The 18676-nt window shown below is 43.9% G+C and carries 16 protein-coding genes and 1 tRNA gene; 8 read left to right on the top strand and 9 right to left on the bottom strand.

Annotated elements, in window-relative coordinates:
• Nucleotides 1-168: 168 nt before the first annotated feature.
• Nucleotides 169-897, bottom strand: a complete 729-nt coding sequence (locus tag V7K49_RS02295) for an ABC transporter ATP-binding protein (protein WP_335204358.1) — start codon at nucleotides 895-897, stop codon at nucleotides 169-171.
• Nucleotides 898-988: 91 nt separating this feature from the next.
• Nucleotides 989-1213 carry an indolepyruvate ferredoxin oxidoreductase subunit alpha gene (locus V7K49_RS02300; RefSeq protein WP_104907250.1) on the bottom strand — a complete coding sequence of 75 codons (225 nt, stop codon included), beginning with the start codon at nucleotides 1211-1213 and terminating at the stop codon, nucleotides 989-991.
• Between the two features lie 399 nt (nucleotides 1214-1612).
• Here V7K49_RS02300 and V7K49_RS02305 point away from each other — a divergent pair, with 399 nt between their 5' ends.
• Both V7K49_RS02305 and V7K49_RS02310 read left to right on the top strand, forming a co-directional pair.
• Nucleotides 1613-1771, top strand: coding sequence for a hypothetical protein (locus V7K49_RS02305; RefSeq protein ID WP_335204360.1), 159 nt, complete (start codon nucleotides 1613-1615; stop codon nucleotides 1769-1771).
• Nucleotides 1764-2993 carry a TIR domain-containing protein gene (locus V7K49_RS02310; protein WP_335204361.1) on the top strand — a complete coding sequence of 410 codons (1230 nt, stop codon included), beginning with the start codon at nucleotides 1764-1766 and terminating at the stop codon, nucleotides 2991-2993. Before V7K49_RS02305 ends, V7K49_RS02310 begins: the two co-directional genes overlap by 8 nt.
• A gap of 211 nt (nucleotides 2994-3204) precedes the next feature.
• Here V7K49_RS02310 and V7K49_RS02315 read toward each other — a convergent pair whose 3' ends face one another.
• From V7K49_RS02315 to V7K49_RS02335, 5 genes are all read right to left on the bottom strand, one after another.
• Nucleotides 3205-4419: an ATP phosphoribosyltransferase regulatory subunit gene (locus V7K49_RS02315; protein WP_335204362.1), complete on the bottom strand. Its 1215-nt coding sequence runs from the start codon at nucleotides 4417-4419 to the stop codon at nucleotides 3205-3207.
• On the bottom strand, nucleotides 4419-5369 hold the full coding sequence (locus V7K49_RS02320; protein WP_335204365.1) for a J domain-containing protein: 951 nt from the start codon (nucleotides 5367-5369) through the stop codon (nucleotides 4419-4421). Before V7K49_RS02320 ends, V7K49_RS02315 begins: the two co-directional genes overlap by 1 nt.
• Nucleotides 5370-5443: 74 nt before the next feature.
• Complete coding sequence (locus tag V7K49_RS02325) at nucleotides 5444-6256, bottom strand: inositol monophosphatase family protein (RefSeq protein ID WP_334872386.1); 813 nt, start codon at nucleotides 6254-6256, stop codon at nucleotides 5444-5446.
• Nucleotides 6257-6318: 62 nt separating this feature from the next.
• Nucleotides 6319-6864 (bottom strand): thermonuclease family protein, encoded by a 546-nt coding sequence (locus V7K49_RS02330; protein WP_335204431.1) that lies wholly within the window; start codon nucleotides 6862-6864, stop codon nucleotides 6319-6321.
• 70 nt (nucleotides 6865-6934) lie between these two features.
• Nucleotides 6935-7303 (bottom strand): 2Fe-2S iron-sulfur cluster-binding protein, encoded by a 369-nt coding sequence (locus V7K49_RS02335; protein ID WP_335204367.1) that lies wholly within the window; start codon nucleotides 7301-7303, stop codon nucleotides 6935-6937.
• Between the two features lie 107 nt (nucleotides 7304-7410).
• Here V7K49_RS02335 and V7K49_RS02340 point away from each other — a divergent pair.
• The 3 genes from V7K49_RS02340 to V7K49_RS02350 all read left to right on the top strand — a co-directional run bounded on the left by V7K49_RS02340 (nucleotide 7411) and on the right by V7K49_RS02350 (nucleotide 9105).
• A tRNA-Ser gene (locus V7K49_RS02340) sits at nucleotides 7411-7495 on the top strand.
• Nucleotides 7496-7782: 287 nt separating this feature from the next.
• The gene (locus tag V7K49_RS02345) at nucleotides 7783-8463 is read left to right on the top strand and encodes a HEAT repeat domain-containing protein (RefSeq protein ID WP_334722794.1); all 681 of its coding nucleotides are present in this window, start codon (nucleotides 7783-7785) and stop codon (nucleotides 8461-8463) included.
• A gap of 75 nt (nucleotides 8464-8538) precedes the next feature.
• Nucleotides 8539-9105, top strand: coding sequence for a phycobiliprotein lyase (locus V7K49_RS02350; RefSeq protein ID WP_335204368.1), 567 nt, complete (start codon nucleotides 8539-8541; stop codon nucleotides 9103-9105).
• Nucleotides 9106-9613: 508 nt separating this feature from the next.
• Here the strand turns inward: V7K49_RS02350 and V7K49_RS02355 are convergent.
• Nucleotides 9614-11134: a site-2 protease family protein gene (locus tag V7K49_RS02355; protein WP_335204432.1), complete on the bottom strand. Its 1521-nt coding sequence runs from the start codon at nucleotides 11132-11134 to the stop codon at nucleotides 9614-9616.
• A gap of 290 nt (nucleotides 11135-11424) precedes the next feature.
• On the opposite strand from V7K49_RS02355, the gene V7K49_RS02360 reads away from it, so the two are divergent.
• From V7K49_RS02360 to V7K49_RS02370, 3 genes are all read left to right on the top strand, one after another.
• Nucleotides 11425-12159, top strand: coding sequence for an MBL fold metallo-hydrolase (locus V7K49_RS02360; protein WP_335204369.1), 735 nt, complete (start codon nucleotides 11425-11427; stop codon nucleotides 12157-12159).
• A 753-nt stretch (nucleotides 12160-12912) separates the two neighbouring features.
• Entirely contained in the window at nucleotides 12913-17493 is a 4581-nt protein-coding gene (locus V7K49_RS02365; protein ID WP_335204370.1) for an AAA family ATPase, read from the top strand.
• A gap of 54 nt (nucleotides 17494-17547) precedes the next feature.
• A complete protein-coding gene (locus V7K49_RS02370) occupies nucleotides 17548-17793 on the top strand; it encodes a hypothetical protein (RefSeq protein ID WP_335204372.1) in 246 nt (81 codons plus the stop codon).
• Nucleotides 17794-17933: 140 nt separating this feature from the next.
• Here the strand turns inward: V7K49_RS02370 and aroQ are convergent, their stop codons facing one another.
• Nucleotides 17934-18614, bottom strand: a complete 681-nt coding sequence (aroQ, locus tag V7K49_RS02375; protein WP_335204373.1) for a gamma subclass chorismate mutase AroQ — start codon at nucleotides 18612-18614, stop codon at nucleotides 17934-17936.
• Nucleotides 18615-18676 lie beyond the last annotated feature (62 nt).

The following is an 18676-nucleotide window of genomic DNA, read 5'->3' on the forward strand; positions in this document are numbered from 1 at the left end:
CTTGGTGAAGTTCCCTTATTAAACTGGTGTTATGGTCAAATTGTTAACGGTAAAATTGACATTCGTAGATTCCAGTTGCGGGTATTTACTATTACAGCCACTAACGGCACACCTGAAAGTACTACTGTCAACATGCTTTTTGGTTCCCCATAGCTGGCAACTAACTATTTAATGTCTCTTACCTGCTCCCAGATATAGCTCACCCACTTTCGGGTCATTCAACAGTTCTTGACCAAAACCGGAGATCGCATCGCGTCCCGACTCCAATACATAGCCACGATTAGCCATCTCTAAAGCCTTACGGGCATTTTGCTCCACTAATACGATCGCAGTACCCGCCTGATTAATTTGTTTAATCTGCTCAAAAACTTGTGTCACCAGCATGGGGGATAAAGCAGCAGATGGTTCATCCAAAATCAGCAAACTAGGTTCCAACATCAAAGCTTTGCCCATAGCTAGCATCTGGCGTTCTCCTCCTGAGAGAGTACCAGCGCGTTGACGACGGCGATCGCTCAGTCTGGGGAACATGGTAAATATTTTATCTTTGATTGGTTTCAGGGGAACGTTAAGCACAAAAGCACCCATTTCTAAGTTCTCTTCAACACTGAGAGAGGGGAAGACATTGGTGATTTGCGGTACGTAGCACATTCCTCGTTGGACGATTTGATTGGACTTTAGCCCCACGATGTTTTCACCTTTGAAGGTAATTGTGCCTGTGTGGGGGATCAAAAGCCCAAAAATTGCTTTTGCCAAAGTAGATTTACCCGCACCGTTGGGGCCAATCACTGTCACTAATTCCCCTGGTGCAACCCGAAAATTTACACCTTGCAGGATATCTACATCTTTGATGTATCCAGCGTGGACATTTTGAACGTCTAATAAATAGTCATTTGTCATTTGTCATTTGTCATTGGTCATTTGTCATTGGTCATTGGTCATTTGTCAACAGTCAAGTCAAACATAACTATTGACTGTTGACTATGGACTATTACGGAGTTTTTTGCAACTCTGGTCGTTCTTCTGGAAGAATCGCCCCTTCTACTGGGCAAACTTGGAGACAGATGCCACAGTCGATGCAAGTGGCAAAGTCAATCCAGTACCAATCAGTTCCCTTGGCATTTTTGCCTGGGCCATCATGAATACAAGCTACTGGACAGGCATCTACGCAGTCTGCAACGCCTTCACAGACTTCTGTAACAATTGTATGCGGCATATTCTCGATTCCCTCTCTTCTGTATCGGCTATTTCTAGCCTAGCAGGGGAGTGGGGAGTGGGGATTGGAGATACTGGTGTCAGTCCCTTCTCTGCGAGACGCTACGCGAACGGGGAAGTCAAAAGTCAAAAGTCAAAAGTCAAAAATTAGAACCCCATAAATAAATTTAGGGGCTTGTACTTTATTCTTTCTGGTCAAGGTGAGTCTGGATGAGACTGCAATTTTTATTCATTACTAGCTCAGAACTCGGAATTTTCAAATTTACCCTTAGTAGTAACAAAATCAATATTTTTGGCGTCAGCAAGCTGTTTTGGCTATTGCCGTTAGATTCTATAGAAATTCAGACAAAAGTACTATAATTTGTTACAAGCGTAATTTATCCTACTCCTGAAACGCAAAATGCCAGAGGTATCGCTACAGCTTTTCTTATCTTATTCTCAGAAAGACGAAGCTTTACGGGATGAACTAGCTAATCACCTGAGTACTTTGACACGGCAGGGTGTGCGTACTCAGGCAATTACAATTCAAAAACAAGCTGCCCAGTTGAGCCATGAGTAGTAAGTTTGCATTTGATGTTTTCTTGAGCTATAGCACAAAAGACAAGATTGTTGTTCATGACCTGGCGGAAAGGCTAAAGAATGATGGTGTGCGGGTATGGCTTGATGCTTGGGTGATTGAACCGGGAGACTCAATACCGCTTAAGATTCAGGAGGGAGTAGAGCAGTCACGCACACTGCTAATGTGCATGTCGCCTAACTACTTTAAATCTGAGTGGGGCAAGCTGGAACACCTATCACTTTTATTTCGCGATCCTACCAATACCCAACGTCGCTTTATTCCCATTTTGATTGCTGATTGTGAACGACCCAACATTATTGCCCACTTTCTCTACATCGACTGGCGCAATACATCGGATGAGACTTACGACAAGCTTTTAGCTACATGCCGAGGGCGAGAAGTTGAGCCATCAGAATCTGCTCCGTCAATGGACTCTATTATCCAGGAGCCAATAGTTCTTAAACAAGGCAGTATTATTCTATACATAGCCATTACTCCTGATGGCAAGACCGTTGTATCGGCGTCTGAGGATAATACACTCAAGGTTTGGGATTTAGCTACTGGACAATGCCGAGCCACATTTGAAGGCCACACGAATAGTGTGTTAGTAGTTGCTATTACTCCCGATGGCAAGACCGTTGTATCGGGGTCTGAGGATAAGACCCTCAAGGTTTGGGATTTAGCTACTGGACAATGCCGAGCCACGTTTACAGGCCACATGGATGCTGTGTGGGCAGTTGCTATTACTCCCAATGGCAAGACCGTTGTATCGGGGTCTGGGGATAAGACCTTCAAGGTTTGGGATTTAGCTACTGGACAATGCCGAGCCACGTTTGCAGGCGAGGCAGGACAAATCTTTCGCCAAATCTCAAACTCTGACTGGGGCATTGATGGTGAGATCGAGTTCAAAAATGACCAAGGAGAAGCCAGCGGTAAGCGAGTTTATCTGCACCTTAAGTCTGGAAACTCGTATCTATCTAAGCGCAAAAGAGACGGTAAAGAGATTTTCCCCATTAAACCAGGCCACGCTAAATACTGGCATCCCGACAGCCAAAATTATCCGGTGATGCTTGTCATCCGTACTTCAGACCAACAAATCCGTTGGATGAATGTATCTGACTATCTAGCAAAGCACGGCAAACGAAAAAGGCAAATTGAATTTGATGGTGAACCATTTACGGCTTTGAATCTGGTGAAGCTACGTAATCGTTTATTGGCTTAGACTGTTGTTTTAACTTAAGTATTCCTTCTTATTAGGGCTGCTCAACAACTCAAGGGAGAACGCCAACAAAAACGGCAGGGAGAGCAGGGGGAGAGAAAAAAGCTTAACTCAACTGTATTGCTTTATAGATAATGAAGCTGAAATACAACAGCAACAAGCAGAAATACTCCAGCAACAACAGGAAGCAAACAGACTGCAACAACAGCCTCACTTAACGCAATGATTCAATGGTTGGTGAGCCATTAGCTTTAATCCAAGCAATTTGGGCAATGCCGCGATCGCGTGCATATTGGCGAATAGCGTCTACATCCCTTCCCCCCAAATCAATTTCTACCCGCACCAAATCAGTAGAATCTCTAAGTTTTTGCGCGTAGGCAAAGGCAGCGGCGTCAGCACTGTCCGTCTCTGGTACTACCAACCAGTCACTCGCTGGGATTGCCTGTGGTAATTGCTGAGTAGACAACAAATCTTGGTATAAATCTTCGATATTCAGTCCAAAACCAATTCCGGGGATGTTTTCTCCTTGGGGATGATATAGCCCCAAAAGCTGGTCATAGCGACCACCACGCCCTAAAACTCTTGTTTGGGATTCGGTCTCGTTGACAACTTCAAAGACAATACCAGTGTAGTAATCTATGGTCTGGATGAGGCTAAGGTCAAGGATTAAGGGAAATTTTTTCTCTGATTCCAGTAATTCTACTAGAGATTTGAGGTTATTCACTGCCTCTCGCTGTTCTTCGTCTAGATCCAAACTACTAACTTTTTGCAACACGTCTGCACTAGAGCCACGTAGATCCATGATGATTCGGGCGCGATCGCGTAGTTTGTCACTTAGGGGTAAAGTATCTATAGTAATGCGGTCGAGATGAGCGATCGCACTGCGAACTTTATCCTGTAAATTAGCAGGAAAGGCACTCAGGAGCGATCGGGTAATTCCCGCCTCACCTAAAATTAAATGCCATTCCTGCAAACCCAGTGCTGCCAAACAATCTGCTACTAATAGTAGTACTTCCGCATTTGCCAGCAATCCGCCAGCACCTAACAACTCCACCCCAGCTTGATAAAACTCCTGTTGGCGATTGTGTCTACTTTCCCAAGTGCGGCGAAACACATTGGCGTTGTAGTACAACCGTTGCGGATAACGCAGACTTGCCATCCGAGTGACAACAGTCCGAGCAATGGATGCTGTTAATTCTGGACGTAGCCCTAATTCATCATCTTCGCCATTTTGTTGTAGTTGAATCACCATCTGACGCTGGATTGCTTCCCCCGCCATCAGAGTATCCATGCGCTCTAAAGTCGAGGTGATAATCCTGTGATATCCCCAACGGTGAAACACCTGCTGTAACCGCTCTTCAATCCAGCGTTTTTTCTCCACATCCAAGGGCAATAAATCCCTGGCTCCCGCTGCTGGTTGATACACCATTATTTTTTTTTCCCACCAAACAAACCACCGAACAAACCGCCACTACCAGATTTATCTGGTTGCTTATCTCTATTATTGGGGGATGAAGTCACCTTATGATCATTAGGTTGTTGTCCTAAAGCCTTATCTATTTTAGGTTTCCATTGCAAAGCTATTTCGTCATTGGGGTCTAATTTTAGAGCATTGTCAAAGTGGATTTTTGCCATTTTTAGCTGATTTTGCCTCAAATACACCATTGCAATTAAGCTATGGCAGCGACTATTTTTAGGTTCTAGCTTTAGGGCATCTTGCAACTCTACTTTGGCTTGGGCAAATTGGTTTTTGTCAATTAAAGATTGAGCGCGACGAACATACTGTTCTACAATCGAGTCTTCTTTGGCTGGCGCTGGTGGTGTATTTTTTGGTGTATTTGGCTCAGATGTTCCTGATTGGACTTTGGGTTGAGCAGATGGTGGCGGTAGTGCGGATGCTTTGCCCCCACTCCGCATTAAATAGACTAAATTCAACTCACTAACTTGGGCAATGACTTGCAGCGCTTGCTCTAAAGAATCATATTGGGTTTGGGCTAGTTTAGCGATCGCACTTTTATAGAAATGATCGATATTGGCGGTATCAGCTAACTGTTTCCCCAAGTCAGTGTTTAGAATTACCGAAGTAGACTCTTGTACCAGGCGCTTGCCAATTTGCGACAAAATTAGAATATATTCCGCGCGAGTGCGATCGCCAGAAAGTTTTTCGTAAGCTGGGTTAACCAGCTTTGATAACAATTCGTTCCCTAGCTGTTTTTGTGCAACACTTTCAGTAAAACTACTATCCGGGTGTAAGCGGCGGGCAATATTGAGATAGCGTTTGCGAATCTCTTTGACATCCGCATCAACTGGAACGCATAATACTGCGTGATGATCTATGAAATCATATTTAAATAATCCACGATCTATTTTGAAAGACATATACAGGTTTTGCACCAAAGGATCAGTTAGATTCTTTTTAGTTTACCCAAAGTCGGGGGGAAAGCCCCCATCTGCTACACCCATGCTGACAGTGGCGGAACTTGTAAAAGTTCGCTACTAAGGGAGTCGTGAATATAACCATTTGTTGCAATAATTCTACCTGACTCAATTTTGACGGGAGTACCATCGTAGGCGGTGACTTTGCCCCCAGCTTCTTGTACCAAAATTATCCCGGCGGCAATATCCCAAGGAGAAAGTCCCCGTTCCCAGTAACCATCGACACGTCCACAGGCAACATACGCCAAATCTAGTGATGCAGAACCACTACGTCTGACTCCTTGGGTAAGATGGGTGAGGTGACTAAATTCTGCGTAGTTGTTATCAGAGGTTTCGCGGCGATCATAGGCAAATCCAGTTACCAGAAGGCTTTTACTCAGTTTCGAGGTTGCCGAAACCTTGATAGGATGACGGTTACGCGTTGCTCCCAAGCCAGCAGCAGCACGGAATACCTCATTGTGAAAGGGGTCATAAATTACACCAACTTGCGGAACGCCATCAATTAACAGCCCGATGGAAACGGCAAAAAATGGGTATTGATGAGCGTAGTTGGTTGTGCCATCTAGAGGATCTATTGCCCAAAGGTATTCATTCTCTTGATTACCTAATTTCCCTGATTCTTCCGCGAGGATAGAATGTTGGGGAAAGTGGCGACGCAAAATTTCTAAAATCAACTCTTCTGAGGCTTTATCAGCAGCAGTGACTAAATCACCAGGGCGTCCTTTTTCAACAATTGCGTCTTCTAACTTACCCAAGTAACCTTGCAAAATGCCACCAGCAGCTAAGGCCGCTTCTGTAGCAATATCTAGAAAGATTTGTAGATTTGTCATTAGTTAGGAGAGACGCGATTAATCGCGTCTGTACAGGGGTTAGGATTATCACTAAGCACTCCTTAAAGATTTTGGCGGCGAAACTCGGCGGGAGTAAGGCGCATGGGTTTTTCAGGGTTCCAGATTCCTTGGCCCATAAGTCTAGCCCATTGTTGGGCACGTTCTAAACGTTGATCATATTTGTGGTTAGGCGATCGCCCAATAAACATTGCATTCCCTTGTTTGACTAATTCTTCATTCAACAACACCTTATTTTTCCACACATAAGCTAGAGTTCGGCCGATTTTGTCTTTTGCTTCTAAATCAAACTCCAGGGTTACCGATTGTTCTGCACCACCAATTAGATTCTCTAACTGTTCTTTTGCTTCTTCCCCCCAAGGTCGCTGTCGCAAATCTGGTGCATCAATACCAACTAACCGCACTTGGGAAATCAAATTTGGTTGTTCAGCCATGCCTAACACTTCCAAACTTTGCCCACTAACTACCCGCGCTACTTTCACCTGAGCCTGATTGTTTGCCAGCTGGTTTTTACCTTGGCAACTCACCAAAAGCAATAAGCAAGCCAAAATGGCTATTTTTCGCACCCAGTCACCAAGACGCACAGGCATCAGAACTTCTCCTCTGGTCGCAGCTCTTGCTAGCTGGCTTTTGAGTAGGGGTACGGTGATTTTGAATTGTTTATTCCTCATCTAAGGGTAAACCCGCTTTAACTCTCCCCCTAGCAAAATAGCGTCCAAACTGGAGTTCGTAGACTTCATCTTCGTCTTGTGTCTCCACCTCCAAGTCAGAACGTGGGTAACTCACACACAACAAGGCATAACCTTGCCGACGTAAATTTGGCGACAATCCGATCGCCTCTGGTTGGTGAATTTCTCCCGACAACACCCTCACCGCACAAGTGGTGCAAGCCCCGTTGCGGCAGGAAAACGGCAGTTCCACCCCTTGTTTTTCAGCAGTGTGCAGGATGTAGCGGTCTTCTGGCACTTGTAGGGTATATGTTTTGCCAGTGGCGCGATCGCGAACTCTAATTGTGTATGTACGGGACATCTGGATTTGCGTTTTGGGATTGGGACTTTCAGATTCAACCTAAAAATATCTTTCTTTATCTTTGCATTTTCTGGGATTCTATAGTAGAATCGGGACTTGTGGCACCTGGAGAGGTGGCCGAGCGGTTTAAGGCGCAGACCTGGAAAGTCTGTTTAGGGAAACTTAACGAGGGTTCGAATCCCTCCCTCTCCGTTCTCAAACCTAGTATATATATATAGTTTGAACTAGACTTCTACAAATCGTCGGGTTCAGTAATAGCAGGATATTGCTAAATATATTCTTAAAATTGCTTTGAAAGGGCGATCAAGTGTTAAATCTGACTGCTAAATTCAAAAGATTTCGTGGGAAGTAACATTTGTTTATTTTTCATTCATAATTGAGGCATTTTGTAAAGTCGCCAAACTCCTACTTCACTATGGTGACAGCCTGATGAACAGATCAGGTAAATTAAGATAAGTAAAGAAAACGCTTTGAACTAAATGGCAGCTCTAAGCTTACAAGAAATTTCTACTCAGTTAGAAAGTCCGAATTTACGCGATCGCATGGTAGCCCTTGCCAATCTGCGTCATGTTCCCGCTGAGGATGCAGTTCCTTTGATTAAAAAGGTACTAGAGGACGAATCTTTGCAACTGCGATCGATGGCAATATTTGCTCTGGGAATCAAGCCGACGCCAGAATGTTATTCAATTTTGGTGAGAATTCTCGAAAATGACCCAGATTATGGTATACGCGCTGATGCCGCTGGGGCCTTAGGATATTTGGGTGATGCCAGAGCCTTTGAGGTGCTTTCACGGGCGTTTTATGAAGATACTGATTGGCTAGTACGCTTTAGTGCAGCCGTTTCTCTAGGTAACATTAAAGACCCTCGGGCCCATCAGGTTCTTCTTCAAGCATTGGATAGCAAAGAAGTTGTGTTGCAACAAGCTGCAATTTCTGCACTGGGAGAAATTAAAGATATTGAGTCTGTTGATAATATCCTGCGCTTCGCCCAATCAGATGATTGGATAGTAAGGCAGCGTTTGGCAGAAGCCTTGGGAAATCTTCCCACTCCCAAGAGTGTCTCAGCTTTAAAATACCTGGAAAAAGACAATCATTTCAACGTTGCTGAGGCAGCCAGAATTGGCCTCAAGAAGCTTGAGGAAATAGACAATCAAGCTTAATATTAAAGCCTCCTGCTACCTTTTAATAATAATTAAGTGGGAATTTTAGCATTTTGATGCAGGGTAATTTCATTCATGAATATTGAAGAATTTTTTCAGTTAAGCGCTGGCAAATGGTTTTCTCATCGGACTAGTCAACATTTGGCTTTTAACCAATCTGAAAATAGCAAGTCAGACATCATCATTGAGACGCTGGCAGTAGATCATCCAGAAGTGATCAAACTATGTCAACAGGACAAAATTAATCCTAGTTCCGCCTCTTGTGCGATCAAAATTACCTGGAATGGCACAATGGAAAAGGATCAAGCAAAACACAGTGGTTCAACTGTGTTAGTTTCGATACCTGATGCAGATAATGCGGCGCAAGGTAAGTTACTGCGGGAAATACTTGATGGTGATAAAAGCCCAATAGCCGGACACTATAAATTTGACAGTGATGGTGCCTTGATCCTAACTACAGAAGATGAAACCATGTGGTTAGAGGAGCGCGTGTGGTTTGCTAGTCCCAATTTGCGAATGCGGGTAAATGTCCTCAAGAGTTTTGGTGGATTTAGTATCACTTCCTTCACTTCTGAGATTCGCATGGGTGGCTTTCCACCAGCTGCGAAAGCTGACAAAACGGCTAATTCAGTATCAAGTTAGTTGTAATACGAAATAATCCCCTTTTCCCTAGCTACGCGGTGTACACATAAGTTATCTGATTACCCAAAAGTCCTTTTCTACAAGATTAAGGTAAATAAAACCTCACCCTGTCCTAACTGACATCTCTCTTTGAACTCACGCAGAGGGACAGGTTTTGCCTAGCACAACCGGGGTGAGGTTTGATTGGGCTATTTGATAAACCATAAATTGCTAATGAGACTTGTGTGTACCTAGTGTTGCGTTTTATAGAATTAATAAAAGTCTGAAACGACCTATTTGTGAAATGCATACCATTACTTAATTTGTACAGGGCGTAAGCCCTAGTATTGAGCAATGGGGCAAGGGATATATTTGTTATTTACCCTCTGCTGACAAAACTGCAAAAAGCACTTTTAAAAGAGGGCTGTTATTTAATATTGTATATAATCTCAATCACCAAATCTCAAACTGTGATTATACCATAGTTTGGAAAAACATCAGATATATTTCTCTTTTGCGTTGATCCTTTTTAAATTTGCAAAAAGTTAGCGATCGCCTGCGGTAGTGGCAAAACAATTACAATCAATAAAGCCATTGCCAGTAATCCCCAAATATCACGTCCATTATCCAATTCAGTAACATCATTCAGTGCAGGTTCATCAATCAACGGCATAAATAATAAGATAATCGCCCACAGCAACAATTCTTTCTGAACTAAAGAAAGTAATAGCAACAGCAAGCGAGCAATTTGACCAATTACGATCGCAGTTCGTTGCCCAAACATTGCATGGACAATGTGACCTCCATCTAATTGTCCCACAGGCATTAAATTTAAGGCCGTGACAATTAGTCCTAGAAGACCAGCCACTGCCACTGGATGTAGGTCAAGAGCTGCTTTTTCTGTTAACTGACTACCCAAGGCTAGCTTCGAGAGTAGCGCTAGTAAGATGGAATACTTGGGATTAAGGGCATGAGGATTCAAAAGTCGGGTTTTTTCAGTCAGGGAAACCACGTCAGAATGAGCCAACCCCCATATTAGTAATGGTAAAGTCGCGACAAAGCCTGCAATTGGACCAGCGATACTAATGTCAAATAAAGCTTTGCGGTTAGGAATGGGACTACGCATCTGAATAAATGCACCAAAAGTTCCCAAGAACAAAGGTATGGGAATAAAGTAAGGCAATGTCGAGCGAATCTTGTAGAATTTAGCTGTCAAATAATGCCCAAGTTCGTGAACACCCAAAATAGTCATTAATCCTAAAGCATAGGGTAATCCTTTGAATAGGACATCTGGGTTAAATAGAACTTTAAACAAAGAACTAATTTCCCATAGAGGCGGAAGAGAAACACCAGCATTTTGGATTCCCACCAAGGTAGTAGTTAGGAAAGTAGCTACTAGCAGTAAAAGTGCTAATCCTGGTCGAGTTAACCGTTCCTGGTCGCGTCGTGGTGTATTTCTCTCTTTAGCAGCTTGAGTGTTAGGAACCAGCACAAAGAAAGGTTTTCCATTGACACCTTCTTGAAAAATCAGCAGGAAGCGATCGCCAAATTGTGCTTCAATATTAGTTTTAATCTGCTGGTAGGCGTTGCTGGCTTGAGTTCGCAACTGACCCCGGCAAATCACCGCTTGTGGTCGATACTCAATATTTTGAACGTAGTATACAGACCAAGGAAAACAATTTCGCAGTTGGGTTTCTTCCTTTAGCTCAATGGGACGCACTATTGGTTCTGCGGTAGGCTGGATAGTCGGCTGTGATTCTGAGGCTTGGGCTTGGGCTTGGGTTTGTGTATCTCTTGGCACTCCACGCCCCCATTGAAACAACGTCCAATACAACAATGTGCAGACAAATAACGACGAGATGATCAGCGCTGGCGGCGGAGATTGTTTCGCCCCGTACACCAGCGTCCATCCACTCAATAGAAATGCTGGTGTCATTAAAATCAGCCACAACAACCATACTGGCGTCCGGGTGATGTGAGCCACACTGTGGTGCACCATTAGATAAGTAGCTAGCCCCAGTAAGAGGATAAACAGAAACCAAAATGCCATGTTATCTTCAGTAATTTTGACAAAACGCCCCACCAGTAGCTTCAGCACCATAGCATTAACTACAAGGCAGACCTCAAATCCAAATTTTATTTACGAACGGTTAACAGTGTTAGTACACTGTAGCGTCAGTTTGCCTACCTTTAACAAGGGTTTGCCCCAAATCTAGTTAATCTGAGATGGTAGCTGAATTTACGTTGTACTGTACTAGTTAAACGCTTAAATTTCAATTCTTGAGAACTTCCACACTGTAAGCAGATTGTCTACAACTCCTCAGTTTCGCCTCTTTTATCATGTGCCCTTTACCTCAAGTGCCAAGTCATACAACTAAGCCACCACGGCCTGTGTTCCCTGACAAAGTTCCTAGCGGAAGTTCTCTACAATCGGACTTCGCACAGGAGAGTATTTTTGCTTTTGCACCCAATCGGGACACATTAGGGGGAACGTCTTATTTTATTGTAAGAAATCAAGGCAATATCCTCATAGATTGCCCTGCTTTAGATCAAACAAATCAAGATTTTTTGCGATCGCATGGAGGCGTACGTTGGTTATTTCTCACCCATCGAGGCGCTATTGGCAAGACCGCTGAAATTCAGCAAACCTTTGGCTGCGAAGTCCTGATTCAAGAACAAGAAGCTTATTTATTACCAGGCTTAACCGTAACTACCTTTAGGCAAGAATTTACTCTTGATCCACTAGTCCAAGTTATTTGGACACCAGGTCATTCTCCCGGCTCATCTTGCCTATACTACAGTGAGCTTGGAGGTATATTGTTTTCTGGGCGTCATTTAGTTCCTAATCAGAAGGGTGAAGCAGTACCATTACGGACAGCAAAAACCTTTCATTGGCCCCGACAAATTAACAGTCTTCGGTTATTATTAGAAGATTTTACACCAGAAACTCTCAGCTACATTTGTCCCGGAGCTAATACAGGCTTTCTCAGAGGCAAGCGTGTCATCAATCAAGCTTATCAACACCTCGCCTCTCTAGATTTACCAGATTTGCTGCGGATACAGCCCCTAATTTAACATTTATCTAGCTTAAGGTGAATTCTAGTAATAAATTTACCATAGCCATTGATTTCGACTTACCTCGGCTCCGCCCTTCTCTACGAGAGGCTGCGCCAACGACGCCGCTCAGGCTAAACTCGGCACAAGTCGCTCAACCAACTGAGTGGTCGAGAGTTGAGCGAAGTCGAAACTCGTTAACATAGGTATTTTTTTTCATCAGAAATCACCTAAAGACTCGTTCACGAGTATCAAAGACTCATTCACGGAGTTTAAAGACTCGTTCACGGAGTTCAAAGACTCATTCACGAGTATCAAAGACTCATTAATGGAGTTCAAAGACTCGTTCACGAGTATCATCTCATGTCCGCTTGATTACTTATTAAACCCGAAGAACCACACCCCGCCAAAGCTACGCTTCGTCTCCCCGCTTGCGGGAAGGGGATTAAGGGATGGGGTGTAATGACTGTGAGAATTATAACTAATTACCCGGACTTGGTATCAAACGCTTGTTCACAAGTATCAAAGACTTATCCTAAGTTCCCAATCCTCAATGCAAATTTTCCAACGTTTGTTAACTTATAAGACTTATACCAATTGTTTGTGAAACTGCACAAAATCAGGCTTGGTAAGACTTGGGGCAAAATCTCCTTTTCTATGCAACCTCATAGATAATTGGTATGGGGGTTGTTGATACTGGTGTAAAATATAAGTTAAAAAAGATGTTCTCTGGGGAATTCTAACCTTAGTACAGAGGAATTCTCGTAAAAATTTATGAGCGCAAAACTTGATGGAAGTGTAAGGGTCGCTGGCTACCAAATCAGAGAGCGACTTTATTCAAGTTCTCGCACTCAAGTGTATCGGGCAATACGAAAATGCGATCGCCAACCAGTGATCATCAAGCTCTTAAAACGAGAATACCCCAGTTTCAGCGAATTAGTCCAGTTTCGCAACCAATATGCGATCGCCAAAAACCTAGATATTCCCAGCATCATTAAACCCTACAGCTTGGAACTCTATCAAAACGGCTACGCCCTAGTCATGGAAGACTTTAATGGCATTTCCCTGCGGGAATTTAGCCAAGGACGATCACTGACTTTAAAGCGATTCCTCCCGATTGCTCTGCAACTGATAGACACTTTACACGAGTTACATCAACAGCACATCCTTCACAAAGACATCAAGCCAGACCACATCCTGATTCATCCTGACACCAGAGAAATTAAGCTGATTGACTTCAGTATTGCCTCGCTTTTACCACGAGAAACGCAAGAGATCCAAAGTCCCAACGGACTGGAGGGAACGCTGGCGTATCTGTCGCCAGAGCAAACTGGACGGATGAACCGGGGTATTGACTACCGCAGCGACTTCTATTCATTAGGTGTGACTTTCTTTGAACTACTGAGTGGACAACTGCCCTTTGAGTCCGATAAGCCGATGGAGTTGGTGCATTGCCATATCGCCAAACAGCCTGACTCTATCTGTAATCTCAACTCCGAAATGCCCTTGATGCTGGGAGAGATCATCTGCAAGTTGATGGCGAAGAACGCCGAAGACCGCTACCAGAGTGCGCTGGGACTAAAATATGACTTAGTGACCTGCTTAGAACAATGGTGGCAAACAGGCAAACATAGTTGGTTTGATTTAGGACAGCACGATAATAGCGATCGCTTTGTGATCAGAGAAAAACTCTACGGACGGGAACCGGAAGTAAAAACCTTGCTGGAGGTATTTGGGCGGGTTGCCAATGGTGCATCAGAATTGATCCTGGTGGCAGGTTTCTCCGGCATTGGCAAAACTGCTGTGGTAAATGAAGTGCATAAGCCCATCGTCCGCTGGAATGGGTACTTTATCAAAGGGAAGTATGACCAGTTAAATCGCAACATTCCCCTATCTGCTTTTGTGCAAGCTTTTGGCGACTTGATGGCACAGTTGCTCAGTCAAAGCGATGCTCAACTGGAGCACTGGCGAAACAAAATTCTGTCTGCAATGTCTGAGAGTGGACAGGTGATGATCGAAGTGATTCCAGAATTAGAACAGATTATTCACAAGCAACCGCCTGCACCAGAATTATCAGGTAATGCTGCACAGAACCGCTTTAATTTGCTGTTTGTCAAGTTTATTCAGGTGTTCACCACAAGAGAGCATCCGTTGGTGTTGTTCCTCGACGATTTACAGTGGGCAGATTCAGCATCCCTGAATTTGATCAGGCTATTGATGGGTGAAACCTTGAGGGGTTATCTGTTAATTATTGGCGCATACCGCGATAACGAAGTATTTGCGGCTCATCCGTTGATGCTTACCCTGGAAGAGATTGAGAAGAAAGCCACGGTCAGCACCATTACATTAGCTCCTTTGAGTCAGACAGATGTGAATCGTTTGATTGCCGATACATTGAGTTGTTCAACAGAAGTTGCCCTGCCGTTAACTGGATTAGTTTATCAAAAAGCCAAAGGGAATCCTTTTTTTACAACCCAGTTTCTCAAGGTATTACATGAGGACGGCGGAATTACCTTTGATTGGCATACAGGTTTGTGGCAGTTTGATCTAGGACTTGTGCCCAGAGGCGCAGCGGCGAGTCAAGAGACATCGCTTGCCCTAACGGATAATGTCGTAGAGTTCATGGCAATTCAACTGCAAAAGTTGCCCACCCAGACGCAAGCGATACTTAAACTGGCAGCCTGTATTGGCAATCAGTTTGATTTAGCAACGCTGGCGATCGTTTATCAGAAGTCGCAGACAGAAACCGCTTCGGACTTGTGGAGAGCATTGCAAGAAGGATTTGTGATTCCAACCAATCAGGTTTACAAGTTTTATCAAACCGAGCCATCAGTTCCCCCAGTCCAAACATCAGTACAGAAGGTTAACACCTGTGTTTACAAATTCTTGCACGATCGCGTCCAGCAAGCAGCATACTCCCTGATTCCCACCGATGAAAAACAACCCGTTCACCTAAAGATTGGACAGTTACTTCTTAGTAACACCCCCGAAAACAATCGGGAAGAACGCATTTTTGAAATCGTCAGTCAACTCAACGTTGCAGCTGAATTGGCCCAATCCGGAGAACGTCAAACCCTCGCCCAGTTCAACCTGATGGCAAGCCGCAAGGCAAAAGCAGCGATCGCCTATACTGCCGCCTACAAATATGCCCAGGTAGGCATTGGGTTACTCGCCCAAAACAGTTGGCAGCATCAGTATGAGTTGACCCTAACACTCCATCAAGTCGCCACAGAAGCCGCCTATCTGGCCGGTGACTTAGAGCAGATGGCGGGCTTTGCCAGCCTTGTCCTGAACCACGCCAAAACTCCATTAGATCAAATCAGTATTTATGAAGTGAAGATTGAGGCATTAACTGCTCAGGGTCAGTTTGCCCAAGCGATCGCCGCAGCCCTTGCCATCTTAAAGCAATTGGGAGTAGAACTACCCGCAGCGCCTACCCAGGACGACGTGGTGGATGCCTTTAGTAACGTCTCAGATGTGATTGGAGAGCGGTTACCTGCTGAGTTACTCAACCTCAGCGAAGCAATGGATGCGAACATCGTGGCGGCGGCTCGAATTTTGACATCGATAGCACCCTGCGCTTATCTGTTTGAGCCACTGCTGTATTTACTGGTGATTTTAAAAAAGGTTTATCTGTCCGTCGTGTATGGCAATGAATCAACCTCGACCTTTAGCTATGCCTCTTATGGGATATTGATGTGTGGTGTGTTGGGAAAGGTTGAACTAGGTTATGAATTTGGTCAGTTAGCCCTGAATCTGCTATCACGTTATCAAAATTCAGAATTGAAGGGGAAAACTTTATTACTAGTCTGTATGTACACAAGGCATTGCAAAATGCACCTGCGTGAGACATTACACCCCTTACAGATTGCCTATTGTAGTTGTTTAGACGTGGGCGATCTGGCTTTCGCCGGTTACTCTGCGTATAACTACGGTTTTTACTCCTATTTTACAGGGCAGAATTTAAAGCAACTAGAGTCGGAAATTGCCGAATATTGTGAAGCGCTCAAGTATCTTAAGCAAAATCTAACTCTGACCTATTCCCAGTTGATTCGACAAATTCTGCTGAATTTAATCGGGGATGCGGATGACGTTGTGGTGTTGAGCGGTGCAGCCTACAATGAACAGCATCAACTTCCATTACATCAAGCAACGGGCGATCGCACCGGATTAGCATTGCTGTGGATTAACAAACTGATTGTGTCCTACCTGTTTTCAGAGTTTGAACAAGCCGTAGAACAGGCTGGGCAGGCAAGACAGTATTTGGATGCTATCCTTGCTTTTTTATATGTACCCATTTTTCATTTCTATGAGTCTTTAGCCCAACTAGCATGGTTTGAGCAACTCTCAGCCCCAGAACAGCAGCAGATAAAGGAATGCATCGCTGCCAACCAAGAAAAACTCAACTACTGGGCAGCCCATGCACCAATGAATTTTCAACACAAATTTGATTTGGTGGAAGCCGAGCGGTATCGGGTCTTAGGCAATCGGGCAGAAGCAATAGACTATTACGATCGCGCCATCAAAGGAGCTAAAGAACAAGGCTACATCCAAGAAGAAGCACTTGCCAATGAACTAGCCGCCAAATTTTACTTCAACTGGGGCAAAGAACGGATTGCTCAAGACTATATGACCCAAGCCTACTATGGCTATGCTCACTGGGGTGCTAAAGCCAAAGTCGCCGACCTGGAAAAACGCTATCCCCAATTACTCGCCCCCATCCTCCAGCAAACCCGTTCTCCCCTCTCAACCAACGAAACTATCTTTACATTGGAAAGTGTCACCCCTACCAGTTCTGCAACTTCTAGTAGTAGCAACGTCTCTGTTGCTTTGGATTTAGCTACCATTCTCAAAGTTTCCCAAACCCTTTCTGGCAAAATCGAACTGGAAAAACTGCTCTCAGTATTGCTGCATATTGTCATTGAAAATGCGGGAGCTGATAAGTGTGTGTTCATGCTTTTGGAGTCAGGTCGTTTACTGATTCAGGCGTCAGCACAGCTTTCCTTTCTACAGAACAAGGGAATTACCCACATCAATTTTTACCCAATGTTGCTCAATCCAGAGCCTGTTGAAGACTCTGTTGATGTGCCAGTTAGCTTAATTAATACCGTCAAACGCAGCTTACAACCAGCAGTGATTATTGATGCCACGGTGCATCCACAATTAATCAATGACCCTTACATTCAGCAACAGCAGCCCAAGAGTGTCTTGTGTAGCCCGATTTTGCATCAAGGTAAGTTGCTGGGCGTGTTGTACTTAGAAAACAATTTAGCAACTGGAGCATTTACCAGCGATCGCGTCGAACTGCTCAACTTACTTTGCGCTCAAGTTGCAATTTCTTTAGAAAACACCTGACTGGATGCCCAAGAACAGGAAAAATCCCAGTCATTTTGATTCCATAAATATGGCGTGCGATCGCCTGAAAAATATCAGCAGCTACGAACTTTCTCCCGTGCCGACAAAGATTATAAAGTGTATATAAATCTGCACCCCAATCAGGCAGGTGTGATTCAAAGTCAACTTTTTCCAGGATTTTGGTTAGATCAATCTGCCTTGCTGGCGGGTGATATGCAACAGGTGTTAAGCGTATTGCAAGCAGGGGTGAATTCTGTTGAACATCAAGCCTTTGTGCAGCAGTTAGCCCAGAGAGTTTAATCGGATGGATAATTTCAAAGGCTGAAAAGAAAGGCTGGATAGTACCTTGATGACCTTAAAAAACGGACGACCTGACAGCAGAAACCCATAATTTGGCGCATCTTCATACATAATTGGCATTAGGTATGTCTCTAGCGCGCTCAACGGAAGTTACCAATTTTGCAAGAAGCATTTTGAAATTGCAGTAGGGGTGAAATTGCTAGGCTCTGCACTCGCTGATCAATACCATCTCCCTGAATAATCACCTGGGAACGTGACAGAATTAATTCCCGTATCTGCGGACAACGTAGAACAGGAGTCAGTTCTGTTAAGGCAAAGACAAATTCTGTGTTTAATTTATCTAACGATGGTCGCAATTTCTGGTTTAAGTCTGGCACGTTAGGAAAAGATTTAATGCCTTGCTTTTGCCAGTTTTGAAAATCAACTCTTTGGATGAGTTTTCCTGCTTCTATTTGTGCTTGAAAAAATGCTGCAACTGTATCGGGTTCTAAATTATGGGTTGTTGCTTGTTGCCTAACCTTTAATAGTAACTCTTGTTCGCGCTTTAGATCCTCAATAGGACGTTTGTGATTCCATTTCCACCGGGCTACATCATGTGCAATTAGCAATCGCTGCTGGATCAATTTTAGTAATTTATCTACAGATACTTGTTGATCTGCGATCGTAATAGCTTGAGGATTTGCTAATTGTACTGACCCAGAGTTTTGAGCAGCAAAATATAATTTTAAGTTGGCAGCAATTACTGTACTACTGAAAAAAAGCTCAAAGAAAATTATGATAAAAAACAATAGTCGATACTTTCTGAAAAAACTTAAATTCATGTCAAAAAGTTGTACACCCTGCTACCTAACAGTAATTTACAGTAATCCGATAGTAATACAGG

It is taken from the genome of Nostoc sp., assembly GCF_036919675.1.
Classification (GTDB): domain Bacteria; phylum Cyanobacteriota; class Cyanobacteriia; order Cyanobacteriales; family Nostocaceae; genus Nostoc.

Bases quoted from the DNA above. Each gene is read 5' to 3' on its own strand.
- V7K49_RS02295 (WP_335204358.1), bottom strand. From the start codon at position 897: ATGACAAATGACTATTTATTAGACGTTCAAAATGTCCACGCTGGATAC.
- V7K49_RS02300 (WP_104907250.1), bottom strand. From the start codon at position 1,213: ATGCCGCATACAATTGTTACAGAAGTCTGTGAAGGCGTTGCAGACTGC.
- V7K49_RS02305 (WP_335204360.1), top strand. From the start codon at position 1,613: ATGCCAGAGGTATCGCTACAGCTTTTCTTATCTTATTCTCAGAAAGAC.
- V7K49_RS02310 (WP_335204361.1), top strand. From the start codon at position 1,764: ATGAGTAGTAAGTTTGCATTTGATGTTTTCTTGAGCTATAGCACAAAA.
- V7K49_RS02315 (WP_335204362.1), bottom strand. From the start codon at position 4,419: ATGGTGTATCAACCAGCAGCGGGAGCCAGGGATTTATTGCCCTTGGAT.
- V7K49_RS02320 (WP_335204365.1), bottom strand. From the start codon at position 5,369: ATGTCTTTCAAAATAGATCGTGGATTATTTAAATATGATTTCATAGAT.
- V7K49_RS02325 (WP_334872386.1), bottom strand. From the start codon at position 6,256: ATGACAAATCTACAAATCTTTCTAGATATTGCTACAGAAGCGGCCTTA.
- V7K49_RS02330 (WP_335204431.1), bottom strand. From the start codon at position 6,864: ATGCCTGTGCGTCTTGGTGACTGGGTGCGAAAAATAGCCATTTTGGCT.
- V7K49_RS02335 (WP_335204367.1), bottom strand. From the start codon at position 7,303: ATGTCCCGTACATACACAATTAGAGTTCGCGATCGCGCCACTGGCAAA.
- V7K49_RS02345 (WP_334722794.1), top strand. From the start codon at position 7,783: ATGGCAGCTCTAAGCTTACAAGAAATTTCTACTCAGTTAGAAAGTCCG.
- V7K49_RS02350 (WP_335204368.1), top strand. From the start codon at position 8,539: ATGAATATTGAAGAATTTTTTCAGTTAAGCGCTGGCAAATGGTTTTCT.
- V7K49_RS02355 (WP_335204432.1), bottom strand. From the start codon at position 11,134: ATGGCATTTTGGTTTCTGTTTATCCTCTTACTGGGGCTAGCTACTTAT.
- V7K49_RS02360 (WP_335204369.1), top strand. From the start codon at position 11,425: ATGTGCCCTTTACCTCAAGTGCCAAGTCATACAACTAAGCCACCACGG.
- V7K49_RS02365 (WP_335204370.1), top strand. From the start codon at position 12,913: ATGAGCGCAAAACTTGATGGAAGTGTAAGGGTCGCTGGCTACCAAATC.
- aroQ (WP_335204373.1), bottom strand. From the start codon at position 18,614: ATGAATTTAAGTTTTTTCAGAAAGTATCGACTATTGTTTTTTATCATA.